The organism is Bacillus sp. CPT56D-587-MTF, from assembly GCF_058792335.1.
Map to the genome: position 1 here is coordinate 686,872 of NZ_JBYTEF010000001.1, position 24,090 is coordinate 710,961.

21 protein-coding genes, 1 tRNA gene and 3 pseudogenes are annotated in these 24,090 nt (G+C 35.4%); 9 read left to right on the forward strand and 16 right to left on the reverse strand.

Translation table 11 applies throughout. The annotated features are described in order from the left end of the window. Positions 1-13 precede the first annotated feature (13 nt). The 4 genes from AC3WVZ_RS03640 to AC3WVZ_RS03655 all read right to left on the reverse strand — a co-directional run bounded on the left by AC3WVZ_RS03640 (position 14) and on the right by AC3WVZ_RS03655 (position 5,386). A complete protein-coding gene (locus AC3WVZ_RS03640) occupies positions 14-736 on the reverse strand; it encodes a geobacillin-26 family protein (protein ID WP_233936038.1) in 723 nt (240 codons plus the stop codon). Between the two features lie 1,529 nt (positions 737-2,265). After that, positions 2,266-2,339: transfer RNA gene (locus AC3WVZ_RS03645), tRNA-Ile, on the reverse strand. A 445-nt stretch (positions 2,340-2,784) separates the two neighbouring features. Beyond that, positions 2,785-4,473: a S8 family peptidase gene (locus AC3WVZ_RS03650; RefSeq protein WP_233936039.1), complete on the reverse strand. Its 1,689-nt coding sequence runs from the start codon at positions 4,471-4,473 to the stop codon at positions 2,785-2,787. A gap of 82 nt (positions 4,474-4,555) precedes the next feature. Beyond that, positions 4,556-5,386 (reverse strand): helix-turn-helix domain-containing protein, encoded by an 831-nt coding sequence (locus tag AC3WVZ_RS03655; RefSeq protein ID WP_425594302.1) that lies wholly within the window; start codon positions 5,384-5,386, stop codon positions 4,556-4,558. A 690-nt stretch (positions 5,387-6,076) separates the two neighbouring features. On the opposite strand from AC3WVZ_RS03655, the gene AC3WVZ_RS03660 reads away from it, so the two are divergent. The 7 genes and pseudogenes from AC3WVZ_RS03660 to AC3WVZ_RS03690 form a co-directional block, all read left to right on the forward strand. Next, positions 6,077-7,021 carry a ring-cleaving dioxygenase gene (locus AC3WVZ_RS03660; protein ID WP_063220311.1) on the forward strand — a complete coding sequence of 315 codons (945 nt, stop codon included), beginning with the start codon at positions 6,077-6,079 and terminating at the stop codon, positions 7,019-7,021. Between the two features lie 55 nt (positions 7,022-7,076). Beyond that, positions 7,077-8,054 (forward strand): ring-cleaving dioxygenase, encoded by a 978-nt coding sequence (locus tag AC3WVZ_RS03665; protein WP_001072550.1) that lies wholly within the window; start codon positions 7,077-7,079, stop codon positions 8,052-8,054. A gap of 240 nt (positions 8,055-8,294) precedes the next feature. Further along, positions 8,295-9,388 (forward strand): annotated as a pseudogene (locus AC3WVZ_RS03670) (response regulator aspartate phosphatase). Continuing rightward, a complete protein-coding gene (locus tag AC3WVZ_RS03675; protein WP_233936040.1) occupies positions 9,388-9,567 on the forward strand; it encodes a Phr family secreted Rap phosphatase inhibitor in 180 nt (59 codons plus the stop codon). The pseudogene AC3WVZ_RS03670 and the gene AC3WVZ_RS03675 overlap by 1 nt, the downstream one beginning before the upstream one ends. A 249-nt stretch (positions 9,568-9,816) precedes the next feature. Next, positions 9,817-10,689 (forward strand): alpha/beta fold hydrolase, encoded by an 873-nt coding sequence (locus tag AC3WVZ_RS03680; protein WP_144640219.1) that lies wholly within the window; start codon positions 9,817-9,819, stop codon positions 10,687-10,689. A 78-nt stretch (positions 10,690-10,767) separates the two neighbouring features. Then, complete coding sequence (locus tag AC3WVZ_RS03685; RefSeq protein WP_000449223.1) at positions 10,768-10,968, forward strand: sporulation YhaL family protein; 201 nt, start codon at positions 10,768-10,770, stop codon at positions 10,966-10,968. 214 nt (positions 10,969-11,182) lie between these two features. Beyond that, positions 11,183-11,395, forward strand: a pseudogene (locus AC3WVZ_RS03690) (DUF2935 domain-containing protein); the annotation flags it as partial. Here AC3WVZ_RS03690 and AC3WVZ_RS03695 read toward each other — a convergent pair. The 7 genes and pseudogenes from AC3WVZ_RS03695 to helD all read right to left on the reverse strand — a co-directional run bounded on the left by AC3WVZ_RS03695 (position 11,336) and on the right by helD (position 19,401). Further along, positions 11,336-11,662, reverse strand: coding sequence for a PadR family transcriptional regulator (locus AC3WVZ_RS03695; protein WP_233936041.1), 327 nt, complete (start codon positions 11,660-11,662; stop codon positions 11,336-11,338). The pseudogene AC3WVZ_RS03690 and the gene AC3WVZ_RS03695 overlap by 60 nt on opposite strands. A 114-nt stretch (positions 11,663-11,776) precedes the next feature. After that, positions 11,777-13,459 (reverse strand): aerobic glycerol-3-phosphate dehydrogenase, encoded by a 1,683-nt coding sequence (gene glpD, locus AC3WVZ_RS03700; protein WP_098772207.1) that lies wholly within the window; start codon positions 13,457-13,459, stop codon positions 11,777-11,779. A gap of 133 nt (positions 13,460-13,592) precedes the next feature. Beyond that, on the reverse strand, positions 13,593-15,083 hold the full coding sequence (gene glpK / locus AC3WVZ_RS03705) for a glycerol kinase GlpK (RefSeq protein WP_000760011.1): 1,491 nt from the start codon (positions 15,081-15,083) through the stop codon (positions 13,593-13,595). A 13-nt stretch (positions 15,084-15,096) separates the two neighbouring features. Beyond that, positions 15,097-15,918, reverse strand: a complete 822-nt coding sequence (gene glpF / locus AC3WVZ_RS03710) for a glycerol uptake facilitator protein GlpF (protein WP_001272200.1) — start codon at positions 15,916-15,918, stop codon at positions 15,097-15,099. A gap of 227 nt (positions 15,919-16,145) precedes the next feature. Beyond that, positions 16,146-16,706 (reverse strand): glycerol uptake operon antiterminator GlpP, encoded by a 561-nt coding sequence (gene glpP, locus AC3WVZ_RS03715; protein WP_000394285.1) that lies wholly within the window; start codon positions 16,704-16,706, stop codon positions 16,146-16,148. 97 nt (positions 16,707-16,803) lie between these two features. Then, positions 16,804-17,004: pseudogene (locus tag AC3WVZ_RS03720) on the reverse strand (helix-turn-helix domain-containing protein); the annotation flags it as partial. Positions 17,005-17,064: 60 nt separating this feature from the next. Next, the gene (gene helD, locus AC3WVZ_RS03725) at positions 17,065-19,401 is read right to left on the reverse strand and encodes an RNA polymerase recycling motor HelD (protein ID WP_167316577.1); all 2,337 of its coding nucleotides are present in this window, start codon (positions 19,399-19,401) and stop codon (positions 17,065-17,067) included. A 280-nt stretch (positions 19,402-19,681) separates the two neighbouring features. Here helD and AC3WVZ_RS03730 point away from each other — a divergent pair, with 280 nt between their 5' ends. Then, entirely contained in the window at positions 19,682-19,927 is a 246-nt protein-coding gene (locus tag AC3WVZ_RS03730; RefSeq protein ID WP_001174905.1) for a hypothetical protein, read from the forward strand. 85 nt (positions 19,928-20,012) lie between these two features. Here the strand turns inward: AC3WVZ_RS03730 and prsA are convergent, their stop codons facing one another. Continuing rightward, positions 20,013-20,876: a peptidylprolyl isomerase PrsA gene (prsA, locus tag AC3WVZ_RS03735; protein ID WP_233936042.1), complete on the reverse strand. Its 864-nt coding sequence runs from the start codon at positions 20,874-20,876 to the stop codon at positions 20,013-20,015. 423 nt (positions 20,877-21,299) lie between these two features. Continuing rightward, a complete protein-coding gene (locus AC3WVZ_RS03740) occupies positions 21,300-21,494 on the reverse strand; it encodes a hypothetical protein (RefSeq protein ID WP_000172690.1) in 195 nt (64 codons plus the stop codon). A gap of 115 nt (positions 21,495-21,609) precedes the next feature. Here AC3WVZ_RS03740 and AC3WVZ_RS03745 point away from each other — a divergent pair, with 115 nt between their 5' ends. Then, complete coding sequence (locus AC3WVZ_RS03745) at positions 21,610-21,945, forward strand: DUF1878 family protein (protein WP_000383655.1); 336 nt, start codon at positions 21,610-21,612, stop codon at positions 21,943-21,945. Positions 21,946-21,950: 5 nt separating this feature from the next. Here the strand turns inward: AC3WVZ_RS03745 and AC3WVZ_RS03750 are convergent, their stop codons facing one another. The 3 genes from AC3WVZ_RS03750 to AC3WVZ_RS03760 all read right to left on the reverse strand — a co-directional run bounded on the left by AC3WVZ_RS03750 (position 21,951) and on the right by AC3WVZ_RS03760 (position 23,784). Further along, positions 21,951-22,508 carry an HTH-type transcriptional regulator Hpr gene (locus tag AC3WVZ_RS03750; protein ID WP_000834924.1) on the reverse strand — a complete coding sequence of 186 codons (558 nt, stop codon included), beginning with the start codon at positions 22,506-22,508 and terminating at the stop codon, positions 21,951-21,953. Between the two features lie 298 nt (positions 22,509-22,806). Next, positions 22,807-23,169, reverse strand: a complete 363-nt coding sequence (locus AC3WVZ_RS03755; protein ID WP_000030300.1) for a YtxH domain-containing protein — start codon at positions 23,167-23,169, stop codon at positions 22,807-22,809. 180 nt (positions 23,170-23,349) lie between these two features. Then, positions 23,350-23,784 (reverse strand): HIT family protein, encoded by a 435-nt coding sequence (locus AC3WVZ_RS03760; protein ID WP_001016841.1) that lies wholly within the window; start codon positions 23,782-23,784, stop codon positions 23,350-23,352. Positions 23,785-24,090 lie beyond the last annotated feature (306 nt).

Below are 24,090 nucleotides of genomic sequence, written 5' to 3' on the forward strand. Positions count from 1 at the left end.
CAAATAAGCTGCTTTATATTCTATTAAAGTGGTATCTACAATTATCAGCTTCTTGAAATACTTTATATAAATCTGGAACTGCCCATGCTGCAAGTCCTATAGTAGCTGCTGCTCCAGAAACTACTGTCCAAGGAGTTGGAGTCGATAATAAAGCTATACAAGCTATAGCTACATCTCCTGAAACTTTAGAAAGAAAAGCAATTTCATGAGTCATCAAATTATTTACTGAATTTCTAAAACCATTTAAATCAGCTTTATTATCACTATTTTCAACAGGATTTTTAGCATTTTCTCCAGGAACTCGAAGTAACCATACGTTTTTATTGTAATAAGTATATTCAAACTTACCATCTAAAGAAGAAGCGTGATCTAAAACTTCAATGCCCCAACTTTCACGTTTTTTTCTAATATTTAAAAGGGAATTAGCATGTTGTAAATTAACAGTTTTAGTAGATATAGTATTATCAGCTAAATTTTTAGTTACGATATTTAATGTTTTATTTTTTTTATCATATGTAGAAGTAGAAACTATACGATTATCACTTGCTTCTACTATTTTTTCATTCGTGTCATCCTTTAAAACTTTTAAGTTAGGTTGCTGAGTTTGAATGAGTTGGGTAGGCTTGTTAGAAGATATAGAATTCTTTTCTTCTGCCAATGATAATGTTGGAAGTGAAGTTGTTAATAAGCCTAAAGCCATAGCTGAACTAGCTATTTTTCTGTTTGTTGTATTCATTTAAAATTCCCCTCGTATTTAATTGTTATTTTTTGTGTTGCCATATATAGGTAACTGACAATTGAGATTTTATCATAGAAATTTTAGAAGAAAACCTCATAAAAAGTCCTTTAGTAAAAGACTTTTTATGGTATATTTTATTTGCAAGAATGTGATAGACTGTATATTTGAATGCATGTTGGGATATCAATCAACCTATATCAGTGATTCTTAAAGCTCAGCTATTTTTATAGTAATTAATTTTTCAGGGGTGAGTATATGAATAAAATATTTGGTATAATGGCATTAATTTGTTTGCTTATAGCAATATGTTCTTTTCAATTATATGTATCAGGAGTTGACCTCAAATTTAATTCACATATTTTATTAGGAATTATGGGTGTAACATTATGTTGTACTGCGATATTCGCAATATTTAACAGAGAAAAATTCTTAAAAAAAACACTCCTTACAAGTTCAATATTCCTTATAATTCTTATTTGTTATCATGTTGGATTATATGCAAAATAAGAAGTAACAAGTGAAGCTTATGTGTATGTGAAGTAAACTAAAAAGAACATTCCCCTGGCGAGTGTGAGGAATGCTCTTTTTTACATTACAAAGAAATATATATCTAAATTGATTTGCCATGGTATTATATGTAACACGTGGAAGTAATATGAACATGAAAAATAAAAAAACAGCGGATTCTTGACAGGAGTACACTGTTGTGTGATAGAACCATCTATGTGAAGCGATGCTGAATCACTTTTAGTATATGTGACCAAATCTTTGGTGTGATAATTTATTAAAAATAAAAATTAGCGTAAATTTATGCTTATATTTCGGTTTAAATAACCATAAAGGAAAAACATTCAAATGAAGCGTTTGTGTACGTGGGACAGTAGGAAAAGAAAAAGCAAGGATAGTAAACACCTTGCTTTTTTCTAAAAGAATGTCTTCTTGAGGGAACCCTCCTTTAATCATCCACAGAAGGATATCAGGCAACCACATGATGAGCACACTAAAGATAATTCCTAGACCTAGCCCGAATAGTAAGGAAGAGCGTATAAAGTAGCTAACGACAATCAAAGTGAATCCTAGTATGAATAGTAATGTGATCAAGCATAATTTATATAACAACCTAGTCCCTCCGATATAGATGCTTATACATTGGAGTATATCGATTTTCAGAAAAGAAGTATATAGTATTTCCGTTCAAATAGCGAAGCGGTAGGAAAAATAACAAAAATTAGTGAGGAAAATAAGCATTAAAAAAGATGAATGTCTGAATAGCATGGAGGTATAGAGGAATATACAGAAAAGAGCATCTCGGATTGAGTGGAGGATGCTCTTCGGGATGAAGAAATGTTGATGTTTCCTCATGTAATATGAGTCTATGTAGTGAAACGGTGTAATATGCCAGAAAGCAATCTAAGGTGGGTGAACTGGGATGTTTTTTTGTGCCTCAATTCTGGAGGCTTTTTGGCAAGTAGGGATAGAAAAAGCACCTAGTACAGATTTGAATGTGATAGGTGCTTTTTATTAGATGGACCTTGTAGGACTTGAACCTACGACCGGACGGTTATGAGCCGCCTACTCTAACCAACTGAGCTAAAGGTCCAATTTGGAACAACACCCTTTCGAGTGTGTGTTCCTTAGCTAGAGCTGGTAGGAAGTTTTGTTGTCATCTAATACATATTGCGTACACATATAGGATAAACAACATCTTCTAAGCAATTATACCATGCGTATTAAAATGCAAAATGGGCATTTTGTATTTTTTTAAAGGTAAAAATAATTTTTTGTAAAAACCTCTTCTGGTAGGGTATACATTTCCAACATGGTATTTTTTAAGATATTTTAGATAATGTCTTTAATATAGGATTAATCATTTTGTTCAATAAATGGAAGTCTCTAACATATAGATTCAACAACCTTTATACAATCGCCCTGTAAATTAAGTAAATATACCAATTTAAGGAGGAAATTGTAAGCGTTTCTCTGATTACATCCAGAAGTCAGTTTCATCTATATTTTTTGATGTTTTTGTCATAATTTAGAAAAGTTTATTTGATTAGAGTTTCATATTGTCCAGGTCGAGAATCATAATTATAAATAATGAGATAATACGTTCCTTTTTCAGCGGTGTAGGTACTTGCAAGGATATTGTTATTACTAGTAGATGGATAGGATACATATACGGAGGGAGAAGAAGCATGAACAAGAATCCAACTTAATCCAATGTTGTTTTTGTTTTGTACAGAAATTGAAAGATCCATTTTTGAAGGAACATCTATTTTAAATATGTCCTGTGCATCATTTTGATTTAAAGAACCATTAAGAGACCTATTGAAAGGTAGAGAGTTTGCACTGGCAATATCATTATTAGGCTCGGATTCATAAGAGATAGGTTGGTATGTTTGAAGAGCTTTTCCAGCATTAATTAAACCGCCTGTTAAGACTTTATTCGTTAATGTTGAAAGAGGCGAGGTATTATTCATTATTTTGTTTTTAATTTCGGTAGGGCTATAGGAAGGGTAGGCAGATTGAATCAATGCTGCTACACCAGACACATGAGGAGTTGCCATGGAAGTTCCAGAATAAAATCCATAGGAGTTATTTGGAAGTGTGCTTAAGATATCAGTGCCTGGTGCTGTCACATCTACGGAAGTTTTTCCGTAATTTGAAAAAGAAGATAAAGAGCCTTTGTTGGTAATGGAAGCGACAGAGAGAATGTTGGAAAGGCTGTATGCGGCAGGGTACATAGGTGTTTGATCTGCGTTGGTTCCATTATTTCCTGAAGCTGCAATGAAGAGTGAGTTGGATTGTTGAATGGCATCGTAGAGGGTTTGACTAAATCCGCCACCTCCCCAGGAGTTATTGGTGATTTTAACACCCTTATTTTTAGCATATTCAATGGCTTTAATAGCATTTGAAATAGTCCCACCATTGGTACCTAAAAATTTCAGTGACATTACTTTGACTTGTGGTGCGACACCCGCAACACCAATGGTATTATTTTTTACAGCTGCGATTGTCCCAGCGACATGTGTACCATGGGAATCTCCTGTTCCGTCATATACACTATTATTGTTATTTACAAAATCCCAGCCGTAGATATCATCAATATAACCATTATTGTCATTATCAATGCCATCACCAGGTATCTCATCTGGATTTTTCCAAATGTTATTTTTTAAATCAGGGTGATTAATATCAATCCCTGTGTCGATAATACCGATAGTTATATTTGAGGATCCTTCTGTTTTAGTCCAAGCCTCTTCTACATTAATGTCGATATTAGGTGACCCCACACTACCTTGGATATTTTGACCAATATTTTTTAATCCCCACAAAGAGTTATAATAACCATCATTAGAACTGGCTGCAGGAGATACGATATAATTAGGTTCAGCATATTCAATATTAGGTGATTTATTTAGTGTTTGTATAAGTTCTTTCATGTTAATGTCTGTATGAAATTTGATTAATTGTATTTGAGTTAGCGGAAAAGTATTTTGCACCTCAAATGAAAAATGATTTTGTAGTTGTTTTAAGTTTTCGAGGTTATTAAAATCTTTGAACTTTACAAGAACTTCGTTTTGTTTAAAATTAGTATTTCGCTCAAGTGAATGCATGATGGAATCTTTGACAGATGACTTAGTAGCAGCTTGAACATGTAGAGAAGAGCCAAATGAAAAAATTGATAACCCCAGTGATAGTGTTATGGCAATAAGTCTTTTAATTGTAATCACTTCCTTTTTTGTAGATAGTGCAATGTATGCTTGTTCGCATTAGAAGGTTACAATATCTGGTTATACGGAGTTAGATTTAATGTTAAATTGTCATGAAAGTATGATCAAAATAAAACTTATCCATTAAGTTATTTACAATTCCATTGAAATAAGCGAATTTACCCTTCTTCATTTTTACTCCAGATTTAATTTTCATAACAAACTCTTTAATAGCTTTTAAGCCAATAGTAAGTTCCTGGTCTTTAGTAAATGCTTTATCACCTGTAGAGAAGTTTGTAACTTTATTACACTGTCTTACGACCTTCCACAGTTCTTGAATTGTTTTAGATTCACTGTAAAAAGAGTTGACTAAAGAAATAAAACGTTCTGGCACCCAATGTGCTACGAAATTAGCGTCTTTAATGTTTTCTTCTGAAATATTGCTATTCTCATTACTATTACGTTTGTTTATATTTTTTATATTTTGTTTTAAGGAAACAGGTTTTGTTTTAATGGCAGGACACTTTGTAGGACGTTCACCTTGTGTCTTGTTGGCCACTTCTTCCACAATAGGTTGAATAATAATAGCGTTAGAAGTTTGAAGCATATCTTTTTTACGTTTCATTGCCACCTGTTTAATCATCTCTAGATTCACAAGTTTCTTCATTAAACGTTGTACAGTTTTATATGAAACTTCCATTTTTTCAGCTATTCTGTTTTTGCACAGGAAACTAACACCTACATATTTGCAGCTATAGCGCTTTAAAATTTCAAGTAATGTAATGAGTTTAGATTTTACATCTGTACGCTTAATAGACATACGGATAGTGTCTCTGTATGCACGTACAGTTTTGTTTAGTTCTTCTAATTCTATAAATGGTGATAAGTTACGAAATGACTCTTCACGTGCTATAACATCAATACGGTTTTTCATTATAACGGCTCCTTTGATGAACAAAAAAGCAACGTCACCAATTTGGCAAACGTTGCTTAAGAAACCCTACATGATGTACAATATGTCATGAGAGTATAGCAAGTGTTTACCTGGCCTAATCAGGTGGACGGTATATACAGTGTTGGTAGCACTGTATATACACGCTGTGCTCTTTTGTCGTATTTATTATTTTTGCCCACATTTCGCCCACAAATTTTTCTTTTTCTAACGGTTTTTATCAATAAAGAAAAAATGTGAACGAAACGTAAAGCTTGCTGTTTAAACGTTTTAATCTTTTTATCGTTTATTATCTGGAACTAGATTAAAATCGTTCGTTCTATAAGCCGTCGTTCCATAATTAAAAGTGTGAATAAAGTGGCCTCATTAAGTTTTAATATGCTTAGTGAGGCTGTTTTTATAGGAAGTAAATAATATGATACAAAAAATATCTCGAATTTGAGATAAATCACTTGCTTTTTAATCACTTGAGGTGTAAAGTGATAGTAACGAAAGCGATTGAGTCATATGAAAAACATACACTCAGTTGTTTTCGATTAAAAAACAAAGTAACTTATACAGTAAAAACTAAGATGAATTTACAAAAACATAATGAGAATAAATTGAAAAGCTTAAAAGTATATTATTTTTTAACCATCACTTGACTAGTAAAACGAAACGGAGGAATAACCAATGTATGAAATTAAAGGGCATCATCACATTTCAATGGTTACGAAAAATGCAAATGAAAATAATCAATTTTATAAAAACGTGCTTGGCTTACGTCGTGTGAAAATGACAGTAAACCAAGATGATCCGTCAATGTACCACTTATTTTATGGAGATAAAACAGGAAGTCCAGGCACGGAATTATCATTTTTTGAAATTCCATTAGTAGGAAGAACATATCGCGGTACGAATGCGATTACTCGAATTGGATTACTCGTTCCTTCAGAGGAAAGCTTACATTACTGGAAAGAACGATTTGAGAAATTTGATGTGAAACATAGTGAAATAACAACATATGCAAATCGTCCTGCTTTGCAATTTGAGGATGCTGAAGGTCTTCGCTTAGTACTACTCGTTTCAAACGGAGAAAAAGTAGAGCACTGGGAAACTTGGGAGAAATCAGAAGTTCCTGCAAAGCATCAAATTCAAGGAATGGGTTCTGTGGAAATGACAGTTCGTAGACTTGATAAAATGGCGAGTACACTTACAGACATGTTTGGTTATACAGAGGTTAGCCGAAATGATCAAGAAGCAATTTTCCAGTCCATTAAAGGAGAGGTTTTTGGAGAAATCGTTGTGAAATATTTAGATGGTCCTACTGAAAAGCCGGGCCGAGGGAGCATTCACCATTTAGCAATTCGCGTGAAAAACGATGCAGAGCTTGCTTATTGGGAAGAACAGGTGAAACAAAGAGGCTTCCATTCTTCAGGAATCATCGACCGTTTCTATTTTAAAAGCTTATATTTCCGCGAATCAAACGGAATCCTATTTGAAATTGCGACAGATGGACCAGGATTTACAGTTGATGGAGATGTGGAACATTTAGGAGAAAAACTTGATTTACCACCATTCTTAGAAGGTCAGCGTGCAGAAATTGAAGCGAATTTAGCACCGATTGAAGAGAAGTAATAGAAGAAAATATATAACTTTAACATATAAATGAAACCCATTGGAGGAATATAAAATGAACCAATTAAAAGGAATTCACCACGTTACAGCGATTACAAGTAGTGCAGAAAAAAACTATGAGTTTTTCACTCATGTTTTAGGAATGCGTTTAGTTAAAAAAACAGTAAACCAAGATGACATTCAAACGTATCATTTATTCTTTGCAGATGATAAAGGTAGTGCAGGAACAGATATGACATTCTTTGACTTCCCAGGTATTCCAAAAGGAGTACACGGTACGAATGAAATTTCAAAAACTTCATTTCGCGTTCCGACCGATGCAGCATTAGAGTATTGGGTGAAACGTTTTGACCGTCTTGAAGTAGAACATACAGGAATTAAAGAGCAATTTGGTAAGAAAACTCTTTCTTTCGTTGACTTTGATGATCAACACTATCAATTAATCTCAGATGAACTTGATAAAGGAATCGAATCAGGTACACCATGGCAAAACGGACCAGTTCCATTAGAATATGCAATTACTGGTTTAGGGCCTGTATTCATCCGTATTGCAAACTTTAGTTTCTTCAAAGAAGTGTTAGAAAAAGTTTTATTATTTAAAGAGGTTGCGCAAGAAGGAGAATTCTATTTATTTGAAGTGAACGAAGGTGGAAACGGTGCATCTGTCATTGTAGAACATAATACGGTTCTTCCAGAAGCACGACAAGGTTTTGGTACGGTTCACCATGCTGCATTCCGCGTAGAAGATCGCGCTGTATTAGAAGAATGGATTGAGAGAATCAGTAGCGTTGGACTTCCTTCATCTGGTTATGTAGACCGTCATTTCTTTGAATCATTATATGCAAGAGTTGCACCACAAATTTTATTTGAATTTGCAACAGATGGCCCAGGATTTATGGGAGATGAGCCATACGAAACACTTGGCGAAAAATTATCTTTACCTCCATTCCTAGAGCCAAAACGTGAAGAAATTGAAAAATTAGTTCGTCCAATTGATACAGTAAGAAGCACGAAGGAATTTATTAAAGAGTAAAAATAGAGCAAGTAGTTTTAGCGGAGTGCTGGAACTGCTTGCTTTTTTATTTATTCTAGTAAGTTTTCTGACAATTGTTTCTCAAGTTATTAAAAAGGAAAACTTTGGTATAATTAATTGAAATATTTAATTTTCTGATAATTATTTTTCAATACATAGAAAAGGAGTGGTAATATACAATTTTGATAATTGTATAAAAATCCTAATTTTGTAATTTTGGAGAAAAGGGGATGCGAGTGTATGGGAGCAGATGTAGTAACGCGGGAGCAAATGAAACATTCTTTAGATGATTGGTATCGTGTAATGTTGCAGCAAAACATAGAGAAGGCCACAGAAATGAAAGAGGAGATTGAAAGTAAGATTAGTGGGTTGGATGTGGATCAGGAGTTATCTTTGTATTTTACTTTATTAGATTTTAGATATAAAATGCTGACGGATTGGTTGAATATAAAAGAAAATAGTTTTGAGAGAATAGAATCTTTTGAAATTCCAACTGAAGGGTTTTTAGCATATTATTATCATTTCTTTAAAGGGATATATTGCACTTCAATGTCTAGATATGGCGATGCAAAGGAAAATTATGAAAAAGCAAATGAACTAATGAAATATGTTTCGCACTCTTTAGAAAATGCAGAATTTGATTATCGTATAGGTAATTTTTACTATCAGACATATCAACAAGTCAATGCAATTGATTATTTGAGAAAAGCGAAAGAAGAGTTTAAAAAACATATAGGTTGCGAAATAAATATAGCGCTATGTGAAAATGCTTTTGGTCTGTGTTGTGTAGATTTGAAAAATTACGAACTCGCGGAAGAAAGCTTTAATGCTGCTATGGATATTTTCCAAAAGGTAAATTATGAAAAATATATTTTAATGGTGCGTCATAATTTAGCCTTTTTGTATGCTAGTCAAGATTTATCGGAACTTGCAGTTCGCCATGCATCCGAAGTTACAAAAAACAGCCGAAATTTTTTAAAGCGCTATTTGTTGAAGCGCGTGAATGTTATAAATTAGGGCAATATCAATTGGCAGCAGATCTGGTTGAAAAAGGTTTGGATATTTGTAAAGAATTAAATAAGGAAGAGTTTCAATATCGTTTTATGATTTTGAAAAGCGTGAATGAAAAATCACCTACATTAAGTTTAGAGCAAGTAGTTTTAGAAGGTATTACTTATTTTGAAAAAGAAGAGCTATGGGAGTGTATACAGGAATACGCTGAAATGTTGGCCTTAAGGTTTTATAAGGAAGAGAATCACGATAAAGCTAGTCATTATTTTTACATGAGTCATAAAGCTCAAAAAAAATTGTTAAAAAAAGGAGCGCTAAAATAATGAAAAAGATTCACTTTGGAATGTTAGGGATTGCGTTAGTAGGTGTGTTATCAATTGGAGCTAATAGTTCATTTACAAATCAAGCCTTAAATATAGGAGAGACAGGAGGAGCACCAGCAGATAATAGAGGTGACGGTGGCGGTATTAGCAAACAAGACTCACACGCTGATCATTTTTAAATTAAATAATAACAAAGAAAGGGATCTCACAACGAGGTCCTTTTCTTTGTTATTAGGCCATGTAGAGAAAAGAATTGACTTACTTTAAATACGTAACTATAATAGTTACGGAATAACCATTAGTAATAGAAATGAGTTATATTTTTTTAGTATTATTGTAACTGAATCAGTTACAATTAAAAAGAGAACATAAAATAACTAAAAAATGTAAAAACTTTAAATAGCAACAAGAGAAAGGAGACGGGAACTTTGAAAAGGTTTAAGTTTTATATGATTAGCGGTATTGTGCTCGTTTTGTTAATTGTTTGTAACTTCGTTGAGAAGCCGATTGCGAAGGTTGGCGAAGTGAAAGATACTGTTATGATGAAGCTGAATACGAAAGAGAGTATGGCGCAAATTGACGGGCAGACGATTTATTTTAAGCAAATTGGTGAGGGAAAACCCCCGTTACTCATGTTGCATGGGTTTGGTGGTTCTTCTGATGGGTTTAGTGATATTTATCCGGAACTAGTGCGAGACCATACGATTATTGCGGTTGATATTTTAGGGTTTGGGCGTTCTTCTAAGCCAGTTGATTTTCAGTATTCGTTTCCTGCGCAAGTGAATTTATATTATAAGTTAATGAAGAAGCTCGGATACGATCAGTTTGCGGTGCTCGGCCATTCAATGGGCGGAGAGATGTCCCTTAATTTAGCGTATTTATATCCGGATGCAGTGACGCATCTCATCTTGGCGGATTCTACAGGGATAGAGTCTTTCCAGCAAAAAGAAAGTTATGAAGTACCACCGCTATCGACGGACTTACAAACTGTAACTGAGATTGCGAAGTATAATAAAAATGAAGTGAAAAATAGTCGTGAGGATAAAGAGCATTATGATCAGCTTACGAAAATGAGAGAGCGCCGCATTGCGATGGAAGCTGATAAAATTAAGGTGCCGACTTTAATTATATGGGGACGACATGATAAAAGTGTTTCTTGGAAAAATGGTGAACTGTATCATGGGCTATTTGCGAATAGTACGTTTCATATTATTGAAAAAGGATACCACGCACCGTTTCGTCAGGAACCAACTGAGTTTATGGAATATGTACAAGCATTTTTCGCGAAGCATCCACAATAAAAATTTTAAGCATAAATCCACTTCTTTCCTCATAAAGTGAAACTAATAAGGCTTGTCTAAGGAAAGGAATGAAGTGATTTGGAAACTTTACCATGGTGGGTTTATCTTGTAATTGTTGGGATTGTACTAAGTGGCTACATGGTTTTATATACTTCGAAAAAAGAGCAAGATATGGATAATGAGTTTATTGAAAAAGAAGGCGAAGTATATATGAAGCGTTTAGAAGAAGAACGTGAGAAACGTAATCAGGATAGTGATAAGGATTCTGTATTGCTTTAATAGAAATTTTGAAAGGTTACCACTTAGTAGAGATTTTTGGCTAGGTGGTAGCTTTTTTTCTTCTGGGGGAGCAGTATATGTTCATCAAGCTAAGGTTATATTAGTTTAATTTTACATGTATAAGAGAGTCATCATAAACTTTTATTGATGGCATTTATATATATTTTTCTTCATAAGAATGGAACTAGCGGGGATTTTACTGGGGGGATTAACAATGCATAGGGATGAAACTTCATTACATCCTGATACAGGTGTTACGTCTGTAATGTTTGTTGAACGTTCATTAAATGAAATTCGTTTTTGGTCTAGAATCATGAAGGAGCATTCTTTTTTTCTTCGATTGGGATTTAGATGTGAGGATACTCAATTAATTGAAGAGGCGAATCAATTTTATCGGTTGTTTGAACATATTGAACAAATAGCGCACTTTCTTCTGCAATTCTTTTTTCCCTTTATCTGTAATAGTATAGAATTTCCTTTTCATCCCATTCTCAGATTCATTCCAATAAGATTCAAGAAACTCCTTTTTCTCTAATCTCTTTAAAGCAGGATACAAAGTTCCCTGTCCCATACTATACAAATCTTCACTTGCATCCTTTAAACTTTGAGCTATTTCGTATCCGTATGTATCACGTTTTGCAATGATAGAAAGTAATAAAATATCTATACTTCCCTTCAAGATTTCTTTGTCCAACAATACCACCACCTTATATACATAGTATAACAACATATGTCGTTATACAACATAGTTAGAAAAATAACCCCCAAAAAAACCACCTAAAGGCTCCCCTTCAGGTGGTTCTCTATTTTATGCTAACGCAGCTGCCTGTTCTTGTTGATCTACAGGAATTACAGCGTCTGTTAATGCTTTTTCTAGTTCAGCTGTATATTTCATTTGTTCTTCTTTGCTCCAGCCTAGTTTCGCAGCCATGTAGTTGATTACTGCTTCTTTCCACTCGTATACCCAGTGGATATTGAAGAATACAGCGCCTCTACGGCGTACGAAGAAGTCAACTGGTTTTGCTGTCATTTCGTAATCCATTGCGTATACAAGCGGGATTAGAACATCTAGTGGCATGTTGTATTCTTTCGCTTCGTCTTTATGTTTTTTCGCTAAATCAAATAGTACGTCAACGTTAGAGCCGTAGAATTTCGCGAATTCTTCTGCTTGTGCTGTTGTTAAACCATATTTCGTACCTTCGCCAGCTTTTTTCGCAACGAATGCTGGGAATCCGTGTGAACCATCTACATGTCCACCAGAGATTGGCATATGTTTCGTGTCGCTCTTCGGATATGCGCTATGACCTTCTTTTTGTAGTAAGTTCGTTACGTAGTCTACTACCATTTCAGCCATTTTGCGGTATCCAGTTAATTTACCACCTGCGATTGTAATTAAACCAGATTCAGAAGTCCAAATTTCGTCTTTACGAGAAATTTCAGATGCACTCTTACCTTCTTCGTAAATTAACGGACGTACACCAGCCCAGCTTGATTCGATGTCTTTCTCTGTAATTTTCACGCTTGGGAACATGTAGTTAATCGCATTAATAATATACGTGCGATCTTCTGTTGTCATTTGTGGTACAGCTGCGTCTTTATCATAGAACGTATCTGTTGTACCTACATATGTTTTTCCGCCGCGTGGAATCGCGAACACCATACGTTTATCTGGTGTATCGAAGTAAATCGCTTGACCTAATGGGAAACGTTTTTGATCAATTACTAAGTGAACACCTTTTGATAACTGAAGTACTTTTCCTTTTTTCGAGTTATCTTTTTCACGAAGTGTATCTACCCAAGGGCCAGCTGCGTTTACAATTTTCTTACCGTAAACTTCGTACACTTCACCGTCTAGTAAATCCATTACACGTACACCGCATACTTTTCCATCTTTATATAAGAAACTGTCTACTTTTGCGTAGTTAACAGCTTTCGCACCATGCTCAATTGCTTCTTTCATTACTTCAATTGTAAGACGCGCATCGTCTGTACGATATTCTACGTAGTAACCGCCGCCTTTTAATCCTTCTTTTTTTACAAGAGGCTCTTTGTTTAGCGTTTCTTCACGGTTAAACATCTTTCTGCGCTCGCTTCGTTTTACACCTGCTAAGAAGTCGTATACACGAAGACCAATTGATGTACTAAATGATCCGAACGTACCGCCTGTATGGAACGGAAGTAACATCCACTCTGGTGTTGTTACATGGGGACCGTTCTCATATACGATCGCACGCTCTTTCCCCACCTCTGCTACCATTTTCACTTCAAGTTGTTTTAAATAACGTAGACCACCGTGTACAAGCTTCGTTGAACGACTTGATGTACCTGCTGCAAAGTCCTGCATTTCAAACACAATTGTTGATAACCCGCGTGTTGCTCCATCTAATGCAATACCAGAACCAGTAATACCTCCACCAATTACGATCACATCTAACTCTTGTTTATTTACTCCGTTTAATACGTCTTTACGTTGTTTACTTGAAAATTTCATGGTAATTCCTCCCTTTGATAACGAAAAAAGAGACCACAAACTCCGCTATAGATTTCGCCTCTATAGCGCGTTGTGGTCTCTCCAAATCTCCTACCGAATTATTAACTTGTCACCATTATAACACTGTTTATGATTATTTGAAAGCTTTTGTTGCTTCAATTGCTTTTTTCCATCCAGCATATAGCTCTTCGCTTGTTTTCGCTTCCATCGTTGGTTCAAAGCGTTTGTCCATATGCCACTGTTCTTTAATTTCATCTTGGTTTTTCCAATATCCAACCGCAAGACCAGCTAAGTATGCTGCACCTAGAGCCGTTGTTTCGTTGATTACTGGACGCTCTACAGGAACATCTAAAATATCACTTTGGAACTTCATTAAGAAGTTATTTTTAACTGCTCCGCCATCAACGCGTAATGTTTTCAGCTCAATACCTGAATCTGCTTCCATTGCGCATAATACGTCTTTCGTTTGGTAAGCTAAAGATTCTAGCGTTGCACGAATGAAATGCTCTTTCGTCGTACCGCGCGTTACACCAAACATAGCGCCGCGTACTTCACTATCCCAATAAGGTGTTCCTAGTCCAACGAATGCTGGTACAACGTATACACCGTCAGTTGATTCAACGCGACTCGCATACACTTCACTCTCACTTGCATCTTTAAACATGCGCATTCCGTCACGTAACCATTGAATTGCAGAACCCGCTACGAAAATACTTCCTTCTAATGCGTAGTTTACTTTACCATCTATTCCCCATGCAATTGTTGTTAATAGACCGTGCTCAGAAGCTACTGCTTTTTCACCAGTGTTCATTAACATGAAACAACCAGTTCCGTAAGTATTTTTCGCCATACCTTCACCGAAACAAGCTTGTCCAAATAATGCTGCTTGTTGGTCACCAGCTACACCTGCAATCGGTACATTTTGGCCGAAGAAGTGATAATCAATTGTTTCTCCGTAAATTTCAGATGATGGACGCACTTCTGGAAGCATGCTCTTTGGTACTGTTAACATTTCTAGAAGCTCATCATCCCACTGTAAGTCGTGAATGTTAAACATTAACGTACGTGATGCGTTTGAGTAATCTGTTACGTGTGCTTTACCACCAGATAGTTTCCATACAAGCCACGAATCAATTGTTCCGAATAATAGATCGCCGTTTTCTGCTTTTTCTCTTGCACCTTCAACGTTATCTAAAATCCATTTTACTTTCGTACCAGAGAAGTATGCATCAATTAAAAGACCTGTTTTTTCGCGAACCATTTCGCTATAACCTTTTTCTTTTAACTCATCACAAATTTCAGCTGTTTGGCGAGATTGCCATACGATTGCGTTGTAAATTGGTTTACTAGTTGTTTTATCCCATACAACCGTTGTTTCACGTTGGTTCGTAATACCGATACCAGCGATTTGTTCTGGTTTTACATCCGCTTCGCTTAAGCAAGTTGCGATAACTGCTAAAATAGATCCCCAAATTTCTTGTGCATTATGCTCTACCCAGCCTGGCTTTGGAAAATGTTGTGTAAACTCTTTTTGAGCTGAATGAACAATTTCACCTTTTTTATTGAAAAGAATTGCGCGTGAGCTTGTTGTTCCTTGGTCTAATGAAAGAATATATTTTTTCATATCGGTTTCCCCCTTATGCTACTTTTCTACTATTTGTATTGCTTCCGCTTTTTTTACTTGTCATATAAGAGATTGCTAGTACAATCACAGTTGCGATAATCACATAAATAAGTGCTGAATTTTGTTTTCCTTCAAATACAACTTGATGGAATAAACCTGCAAGTGATCCACCTAAAATTGGACCAACTACTGGAATCCATGCATACTTCCAGTTTGAACCGCCTTTTCCTGCAATCGGAAGGAAGAAGTGTGCGATACGCGGACCTAAATCACGCGCTGGGTTAATTGCGTATCCTGTTGTCCCACCTAATGATAAACCAATACTTACAATTAAGAAACCTACGATAAATGGATTTAATCCATCTGCAAATTTATTTGCACCAATTGCTAATATACCAAATACTAAAACGAATGTTCCAATCATTTCACTTAAAAGGTTTGCAAATGTGTTCGGAATTGCTGGACCTGTTGCAAATACACCTAACTTTGTTCCTGGATCTTCTGTTTCTTTCCAGTGTGGTAAGTAATGTAAATATACGATAACTGCACCAATAATTGCCCCAATCATTTGTGCTACGATATAACCTGGTACGTCACTCCATGGGAACGCTCCCTTAAATGCTAATCCTATCGTTAAAGCTGGATTCAAATGTGCCCCACTAATTGATCCAACCGCATACGCTGCAACCGCTACTGCTAAGCCCCAGCCCATTGTAATAACAATCCAGCCTGAATCTTTCGCAAACGATTTCTTTAAACTTACACCAGCACAAACGCCGCCACCAAGTACGATTAACAACGCAGTCCCTATTAACTCTCCTAAAAATGCTGACATAGTATCCCTCCACAATCAATTTAAACGCTTCCAAATGTGATAGAGGTAAAATGAATGGCCATTCGTTTTTGTCAAAAGAAAAAGACCCACAGCTTGCACGCTTCTATATAAATTTATATAGAAACAATGAAATGTGGATCTCTACTTTTCTCCGTCACGTTTATTAACTTGTCTATAATGTTAACCTCTTATGTAAGCGGTGTCAACAGAATTTTTTCACATTTTCGTCACTTTTTTTGGTAATGTTTCCATAGTTCACGTTTTGATGTCGTAATTGCTGTCGCACCAGCATTTAATGCTCTTTCCACATCTTCTACAGTACGAATAAAACCACCTGCTAAAATCGGTACACCAGTACGCTCTTTCACTTCAGCGATAACATCCGTTAATGCTCCAGGAAGTACCTCAATATAATCCGGTTTCGTCTTATCTAAAAGATTGCAGCTCTTCTCCATCGCACTCGAATCGATTAAAAAGATGCGTTGTATTGCCACAACACCTTTTTGCTTCGCCTTCATAATAACGCTCGCTTTTGTTGAAAGTAACCCGTACGGTCTAAACTCCTGACATAAATATTCCGTCGCATGCCCATCACTCTGCAAACCATGAATTAAATCCACATGTAAAAACACCTTTTTACAATATTGCTTCGCAAGTGATATAACACTCTTCAATTGACCGACATGAATATCTAAAATAACGATATATTCATACGAACTATGTAATAGCTTTTCCAAATCTTTAATTTGCCTCACTGCCGGCAAAATCTTCTGTTCATGAAATTCCATTCTAAATGTCCCCTTCTTTATGTCATCCTATCCTTTATAGTACACAATTTAAGTGAAAAGAACAGCCAGTGTTGGGGATTTCTTTCAAATCTTTCCTCTATTTATATATTTTCTTCAACTTATCGGAACCTATACCACCTATAATCATGAATACAAGGGGCAAAAGATTCATTACATATGGCGCATCTGCTACAATTGTAATACTTGCTCCAGCAAACTTATTTAGCATCCATACAACGATTTTTGCAATAAACAAAAATACTCCTATCATAAATAAACTATCAAAAAACACCTTCCATTAAGTGTATATCGACGTAAAGATATTCCTTTTAGAATGAGAAAAACACCTTGATGATTATCAAGGTGTTTTCGTTATAAGCTCAAAACTATCCGAATCAGCCCCAAGTATAAAAGGACTAACTTCGCCAACGCTATAAAGTTGTAATTCGTGCATTGCGCGCGTACAAGCAGTGTAGAACAATCTACGAACGCTCTCATCGCTGTACACATCTTTAGAAGCATCGTAAATAATAACAGCATCAAATTCAATACCCTTCGCTAAATAAGCAGGGATCACGACGACGCCTTGCTCATACTCGGTTGAGTTACTCTTCACGAGTTTAATATTCTCGATATGATTAAGTGCTTCGTAAGCAGCGGCGCTTTCAGCCGCAGATTTACATATAATTGCGATCGTATTGTGCTGTTGTTTTTGTAATTCAGCAACTTTAGCAGTAATATGTTCGTGTAGTTCGTTGTGATTAGCTACTTTCGTCACTGTAGGTTTCGCGCCGTCACGTTCAAAGGCGTGAATGTTCTTCCCTTCCGGTACGAGAGCACGTGTAAATTCAATAATCGGTTTTGTTGAGCGATAGCTACGAGTTAAGTTAATGCCGTTTGTTTCGTCTGGCCCGTATAAATTCGTAAGTGTATCGAAATTCACCGTTTCACTCGCATGGGCAAATATCGCTTGGTTAAAGTCTCCGAGTACCGTCATTCTTGCAGCAGGGAAGAGACGTTTTAAAAACTCGAACTGGAACGGAGAGTAATCTTGCGCTTCATCTACGAGTACGTGTTTAATCGATCTGTTCGTTTGGAAGCCTTCAATTAATTCTTTTAAAAGTAAAAATGGAGTCGCATCCTCGTAATATAGCTTTCCTTCATCAAGCATGTTTACTGTTAATGAGCAAATGTCATCCCACTCTTTCGGTTTTTCCCCAGGAACCCATGATGCATCTGTGAAGAGCTGTTTATATATGCCTGTGAAATTGATGAAACGCAATGTTTGAACGCCTTTACGAAGCGGCTTCATTTTTTTACGGACAATCATACGCCCAAGTACTCTTGTTTCTTTCTCAAAGTCTTGAAAGGAGTTGTCGTCAAACTCGCCTTTTTTCTGTAAATATTTATAAGCTTTTTGGTATTCATCTTTACTAAGTAATTCAATTTCCTCTTCTACCCAAGGTTTTTTCAGTTCTGCTTTTTCAAGTGCATCTATTTGCTTATTTAGCCAATCCGTTAACTTCTCAATTCGACTATGGAAGCGGAGGGAGGAGTCAGTATTATAAAATTGCTCTGTAATTTCTTTAGCTGAGGCAATCAGTTTTCCTCTAAATTTCATTCCTCTAAATAGCATACCTGAAGATTCAAGAGATTGTCTGTACGCTCTAATCATCTCGAAAAATTGAGTGGATGCTTTAAATCGGATGCTCGCATTTCTCGTTTTATAGGTAGGGCTATTTGTTTCAGTTAGCATATATTCTAATTGCTCATAAGGGTCTTCAACGTCAAATGACTTACTCAGTCTATGATTTAAATATTCTTGGAATGTCACTTGCTGCATATTTTCTTCACCGAGTTCAGGTAGTACGTTAGAAACGTAGCTATTGAACATAGAGTTAGGGGAGAAGAGAATAATTTGATCCGCTTTTAGCCATTCGCGATATTTATATAGTAAGTAGGCGATTCGCTGCAGGGCAGCTGACGTTTTACCACTACCAGCAGCTCCTTGCACGATAAGGAGTCGGCCTTCATCGTGACGAATAATTTCATTTTGTTCACGCTGAATTGTAGCGACGATACTTTGCATATGTTTGTTCGTACCTTTTCCGAGCGCTTGTTGCAAGATTTCATCGCCAATTGTAAGGCTCGTATCGAACATAGAATCAATCTCGCCATTTTGAATAATGTATTGTAATTTTTTCTCCACATTGCCGTGAATTACGCCTTCTGGTGTACTGTATTCAGCCGGTCCTGGTGGATAATCGTAGTATACACTCGAAATGGGTGCGCGCCAGTCATATATAAGAAAGTTTTCTCCGCTAGCATCAGTAAGTGTAGCAACACCGATATAAATTTGATCCGCAGCAGATTCTCCTTCTTCTTTGAAATCAATTCGTCCAAAATAAGGTGCTTTATGCATGCGTTTTAGTGCGGCAAGTCGATTAAAGGTGTGCTTATGAGTAATTTGTGTGACAGCTAGTGACTGAGCTTGTTGTCTTAAGTTGATAACTGTTTCAAGATAATCATCAAAAGTATCCGTGTTCACTTTCACATCATCCCAAAAGTGTTTACGAATATTGATTACTTCTGCCCGGCGTCTGCCAGTTTCGTTCTCCAGTTTATCAATTTGCTCCGTAATTGTCTCGATTACGGTATCCAATCTTTTTTGCTCTAAATCAAGTTTTTTGTTCATACGGTAAGCACTCCTTTAAAAGTGAAAAATAGAGGTTGACTGAAGATGTGTTTTGGTGTACAATTAATATACGGATAAATACGTTCCTTTCGTTTTAGAAAACGTGTTTCTGTACTAATTTAACATAGTTTTTGAATTTAATCAATGATAATAAGATAAACCTTGGTTCTGCGTGGCGTGGATCAAGGTTTTTTTGTGTTTTTCTTTAAGGAAGAATTGCAATTTTATTGAGGAGAATGTAAGTAAAGCAAAGAAGAAAATCAGGAATAGGGGGATACTGATGCAAAAATATTTTGAGGAAGCGCATCGTTTTTGTTCTCGTAATAGAAAGCACTTAGAAAAGGATGTTATATGTGGTTGTTTCTATTGTTTAGAAATTTTTCATCCAGAAAAAATTACAGAGTGGTGGGATGATGATAACACAGCAGTTTGTCCGCATTGCGGGATTGACTCTATTATAGGAGAAAATTCTGGATTTAAAATTACAGAAATGTTTTTAAGTGAAATGCATAAAAGATGGTTTTAGTTAAACGAATGAAAAAATAAACTTTCATTAACGAAGAGGATACATAAAAAAGCTCGGGCCGAAGCTCAAGCTTTTTTTTACTTCATTATTTCTTTTCTTCTTTTTTATCGTCAGCTTTTTTCTCTTCGAAAAGATCTTTTAAATCTTTATCGTCAACTTTTACGTCAGCTTTTTTGATTTCTTTCATCATAAGATCGTTCATGAATGCGCCATCTTGCACTTTCTTCGCAACAAGTTCTTTTTTGATGTCAGCTTTAGATTGTTCGAATGATTTTTCTGGCTCTTTAATGTCTGTAACTTTAATGATGTGGTAACCGAATTGTGATTTTACAGGCTCACTTACTTCATCTTTTTTCAGTTTATAAGCAGCATCTTCGAATTCTCTAACCATTTTACCAGGTCCGAAGAATCCTAAGTCTCCACCTTTTTCTTTTGAGCCAGTATCTTCAGAGTATTGTTTCGCTAACTCTTCGAAAGATTTACCTTGTCCAAGTTCTTCTTTTACCTTTTTCGCAGTAGCTTCATCTTTTACAAGAATGTGGCTTGCTTTAATTTCAGGCTTGTAGTTGTCTTTTAATTCTTTATCAGTGATTGTTTTTTCAATTGCTTTTTCTTGAGCTAATTGAGCACGTAACATATTTTTAAATGTTTCTTCTTTCAGACCTTGTTGTTTTAACAGTGTATCGAATTGATCACCAACTTGTTTTTTCGTTTGATCGAACTTTTTATCTACTTCTTTGTCGTCTACTTTGTAGTTTTTAATAAGTACTTTTTCCATAACCATGTTGTTTAGTACTTGTTTACCAGCTTGTGTCTTCATTTGATTGTAAAATTCTTCTTTTGTAATGTCACCAGCTTTAGATGTAACAATTTTGTCTGATGATGATGTTCCACATGCTGATAATGCGATTACACTTGTTGCGGCTAAGGCAAGCATAGCTTTCTTCATTCGATAAACACTCCTACTATTATGTATTTTTAATTTATCCTACACCAATGAATTTTGATTCATAAGAGCCCGATTAAGTCTCACTGATACTTTTGCTTTTTTATATTGGTAAAGCGCGCTTAACAGGGCTTACCGAGGCTGAGGATAAAGTTTTGATGAATGTTTTGTTCTATAGTATAAGCAATATGTACAAAATTTAATATATCATATTTCGAACCGTTTTCATATTGATAAAGAAAAATTAACCAGCACGTGTCAGATTTTGAAAGTGTGCCATATTGGGCGTATGCCGCATATACAGAATAGAGGAGGGGATGGGGATGAATTCTCAACTTATTTTATTACTTGTACTGTTTATTTTATTGGTTATTGTAGGTATAATTTGCTTATAGAGGAAAAAAGTGAGGAAGGGGCTTTCCTTCCTCACTTTCCATGAAATATAATTTCTATATAACTAGAAATTAATAAAATTGTTATACATACATTAATAACCCGAAAGACACCGGGCTGGCGGCTCGCAGCTATTTGTTTTCGTTCACACAGTGTATGTGTCATGAAATTCGTGTAAAATATAACAAGAAGTGCAAATGCGACAAAAACAACTGTTATAAGTGTCATGAGGCGAGACCTCCTTTTGGCTAAAATACATATACATATATTGTATCACACGATATTTTGTTCGTGTTACAAAATTCAGAAATAGAAGACTTTGTGTTAGAAAGTGAGGGAGAAAATGGACGTTGTTAGAAGATTAGAACAAGCTGAATACTATGTAGACCTACTATTTAAAATGATTGATGAAGAGAAGTGTCCATTTTATTCTTTGATCATAAAGAAAAAAGCTCGTAAAAAAGATATTGAACGTATACTAAATCTTTGTGAAAAACTGAACGAGCAATATGTAGTGGAGAAAGCAGAAGGGCTTCTTTTGTTCGATGCGCTGTTAGATCAATTTGAAAAAGCGCTTCCACATCAGCTCGAAGTACACGAAACTGCGGAAGCGCTAGCAAAACAAGGTTTATTTAAGCCGCTTATGAATGAATTCTTAAGCATGATTGCGAAAAAATAAATAGATTATTTCTTAACTAACTTTTGATCGGATTCTGTAAAGTTCTCTTCAATATCTTCTAATGATTTCTCAAAAATATCGATAAAGTCTTGTCCGTAAATATTACGCAGGATTGCAATCAGTTCGATATTTTCTGGGAACTTCCCATAAAAATTACGAAGTGCAAGAGCCCCATTAAACACTGAATTATTTTCAGGATCATACTCCTCCATTAAGCGAAGTAGTAATTCTTCCCCTTTGTCTGTAATTTCAATGTACGTATTTCGTTTATCATCTTCCTTTTTTGAGAATACAAGATAGCCGCGTTCTTCTAGCTTTTTAGAGAAGTTAAATGCCGTTGATACGTGCATAACTCCAAACTTAGCAATCTCAGAAATAGAAGCCCCTTTTAAATGATAAGCGATTGTTAAAATATGATGTTCATTAATATTTAAATCGTAAGGTTTAATCCACTGCTGCCAATCTTTCTCTACACATTTCCATAACGCTTTCGATAATTGAGCAATGCGTTGGCTGAAAATCATCGCTTCTTTTACCGAGTAATCTTTTTCTCCACTTTTCATTTACTCACCCACTTTAACATTCTTTTTCATTACTATCTATTATGCCAGTAAAATAAAAATTAATAAAGTCTTTTTGTAAGAATTGTGAAAATTTTTTAACAAAATGACATTCTATACAAATCATGCATAACTATGGAAGCGTTTTATGAGTCGTGAATACATGCGTTGTCCTTACATGTTAATTGATAACATATATTGTAAATGCATAAAAACACGGCATATCTATACGATATGCCGTGTCAAGGTCAATTTATATAAAAAATATTTGTTATATGCAAAAAACTAAGCAGGAATTTGTTTACGCTTTTTCTGGAACAGCTTCTTGCAGTTTCTCAATTGACTTTTGGATGTCCAAAATTTCTTTCTCAATATGGCGCTTGTTTTGAGAAATATCTTGCTTCCAGTTAGAAAGTGTATCGTGCATATCGTCTTTTAATTCTTGGAACACTTCTTTACCTTCTGAAGCAGTTTCAACGATTTGACGTTTTAATAATTTCGTATCAGCTGTAATATCAGCTAAAGTCTTTTTAATATCATTTCCTTTTTCTTTTAACTTGCCGCGCATGTCTTTACCAGAAGAAGGAGTTGAGAAAAGAACGGCTAGTCCAGCAACTGCTCCGCCGCAAATAACACCTGTAATAAAGGATTTAGCTTTTGACATAAAAGGAGACCTCCTTATTTTTTGTTCGTATTCATGATGTGAAAAAATATGCATATCTTTCTTATATGTGCTATGCACAAACAATCATCCCTGAGCATTTTAGGTGAAGAAACAAGCCATGCGGAATTTGATGACTTCAGGGAAGTGGCTTGTTATGTATTACGCCTTCTTATAGTGTCATTATTTCACACTATTTGCAATTGTACTTGCGATGTTTTGTAAATTTTCCATAGTGTATTCATTTTGGTGTGATTTCCAAACAGCACCGAAACCATCTTTTTCACCGTAGCGTGGAATTAAATGAAGGTGGAAGTGGAACACAGTTTGTCCAGCTTTTTCACCGTTATTGTTAAGTAGGTTAAAGCCAACTGGATTAAACTCTGTTTTAATCGCATTTGCGATTTTTGGAACGACAGAAAAAATATGTGATGCGATTTCTGGCGTTAACGCAAAAATGTCTTGTTTGTGAACTTTCGGAATAACAAGAGTATGTCCTTTTGTTACTTGACTAATATCTAAAAATGCAAGCACATGTTCATCTTCGTATACTTTTGAGCAAGGGATTTGCCCGTCAATGATTTTACAAAAAATACAATTGTCTGCTGTATGATTCATTGATCTCATCCTTTCAAATATCCTTAGCCGTATTTTACCATAATTACATAAGAGAACAAACACGAAAAACAGGAAGCTGACTCAGCTTCCTGTTTTCTGAAGAGGGATTGAAAAAGCATTATCGTAATTTACGTTTCGCAGACACCTCATTTATTTAAGAAATGCACGGTAAATCGGCTAAAGTTTCTGCCGTAGACACCCCATTTTCAAGTGAAATGAATTGCAATCTTTTTTAAAATGAAATTGTTTATTTTTTAAAACAGTATATGCTCTTTCAGAGACACCCCGTTTCGAAAATGAAACAAA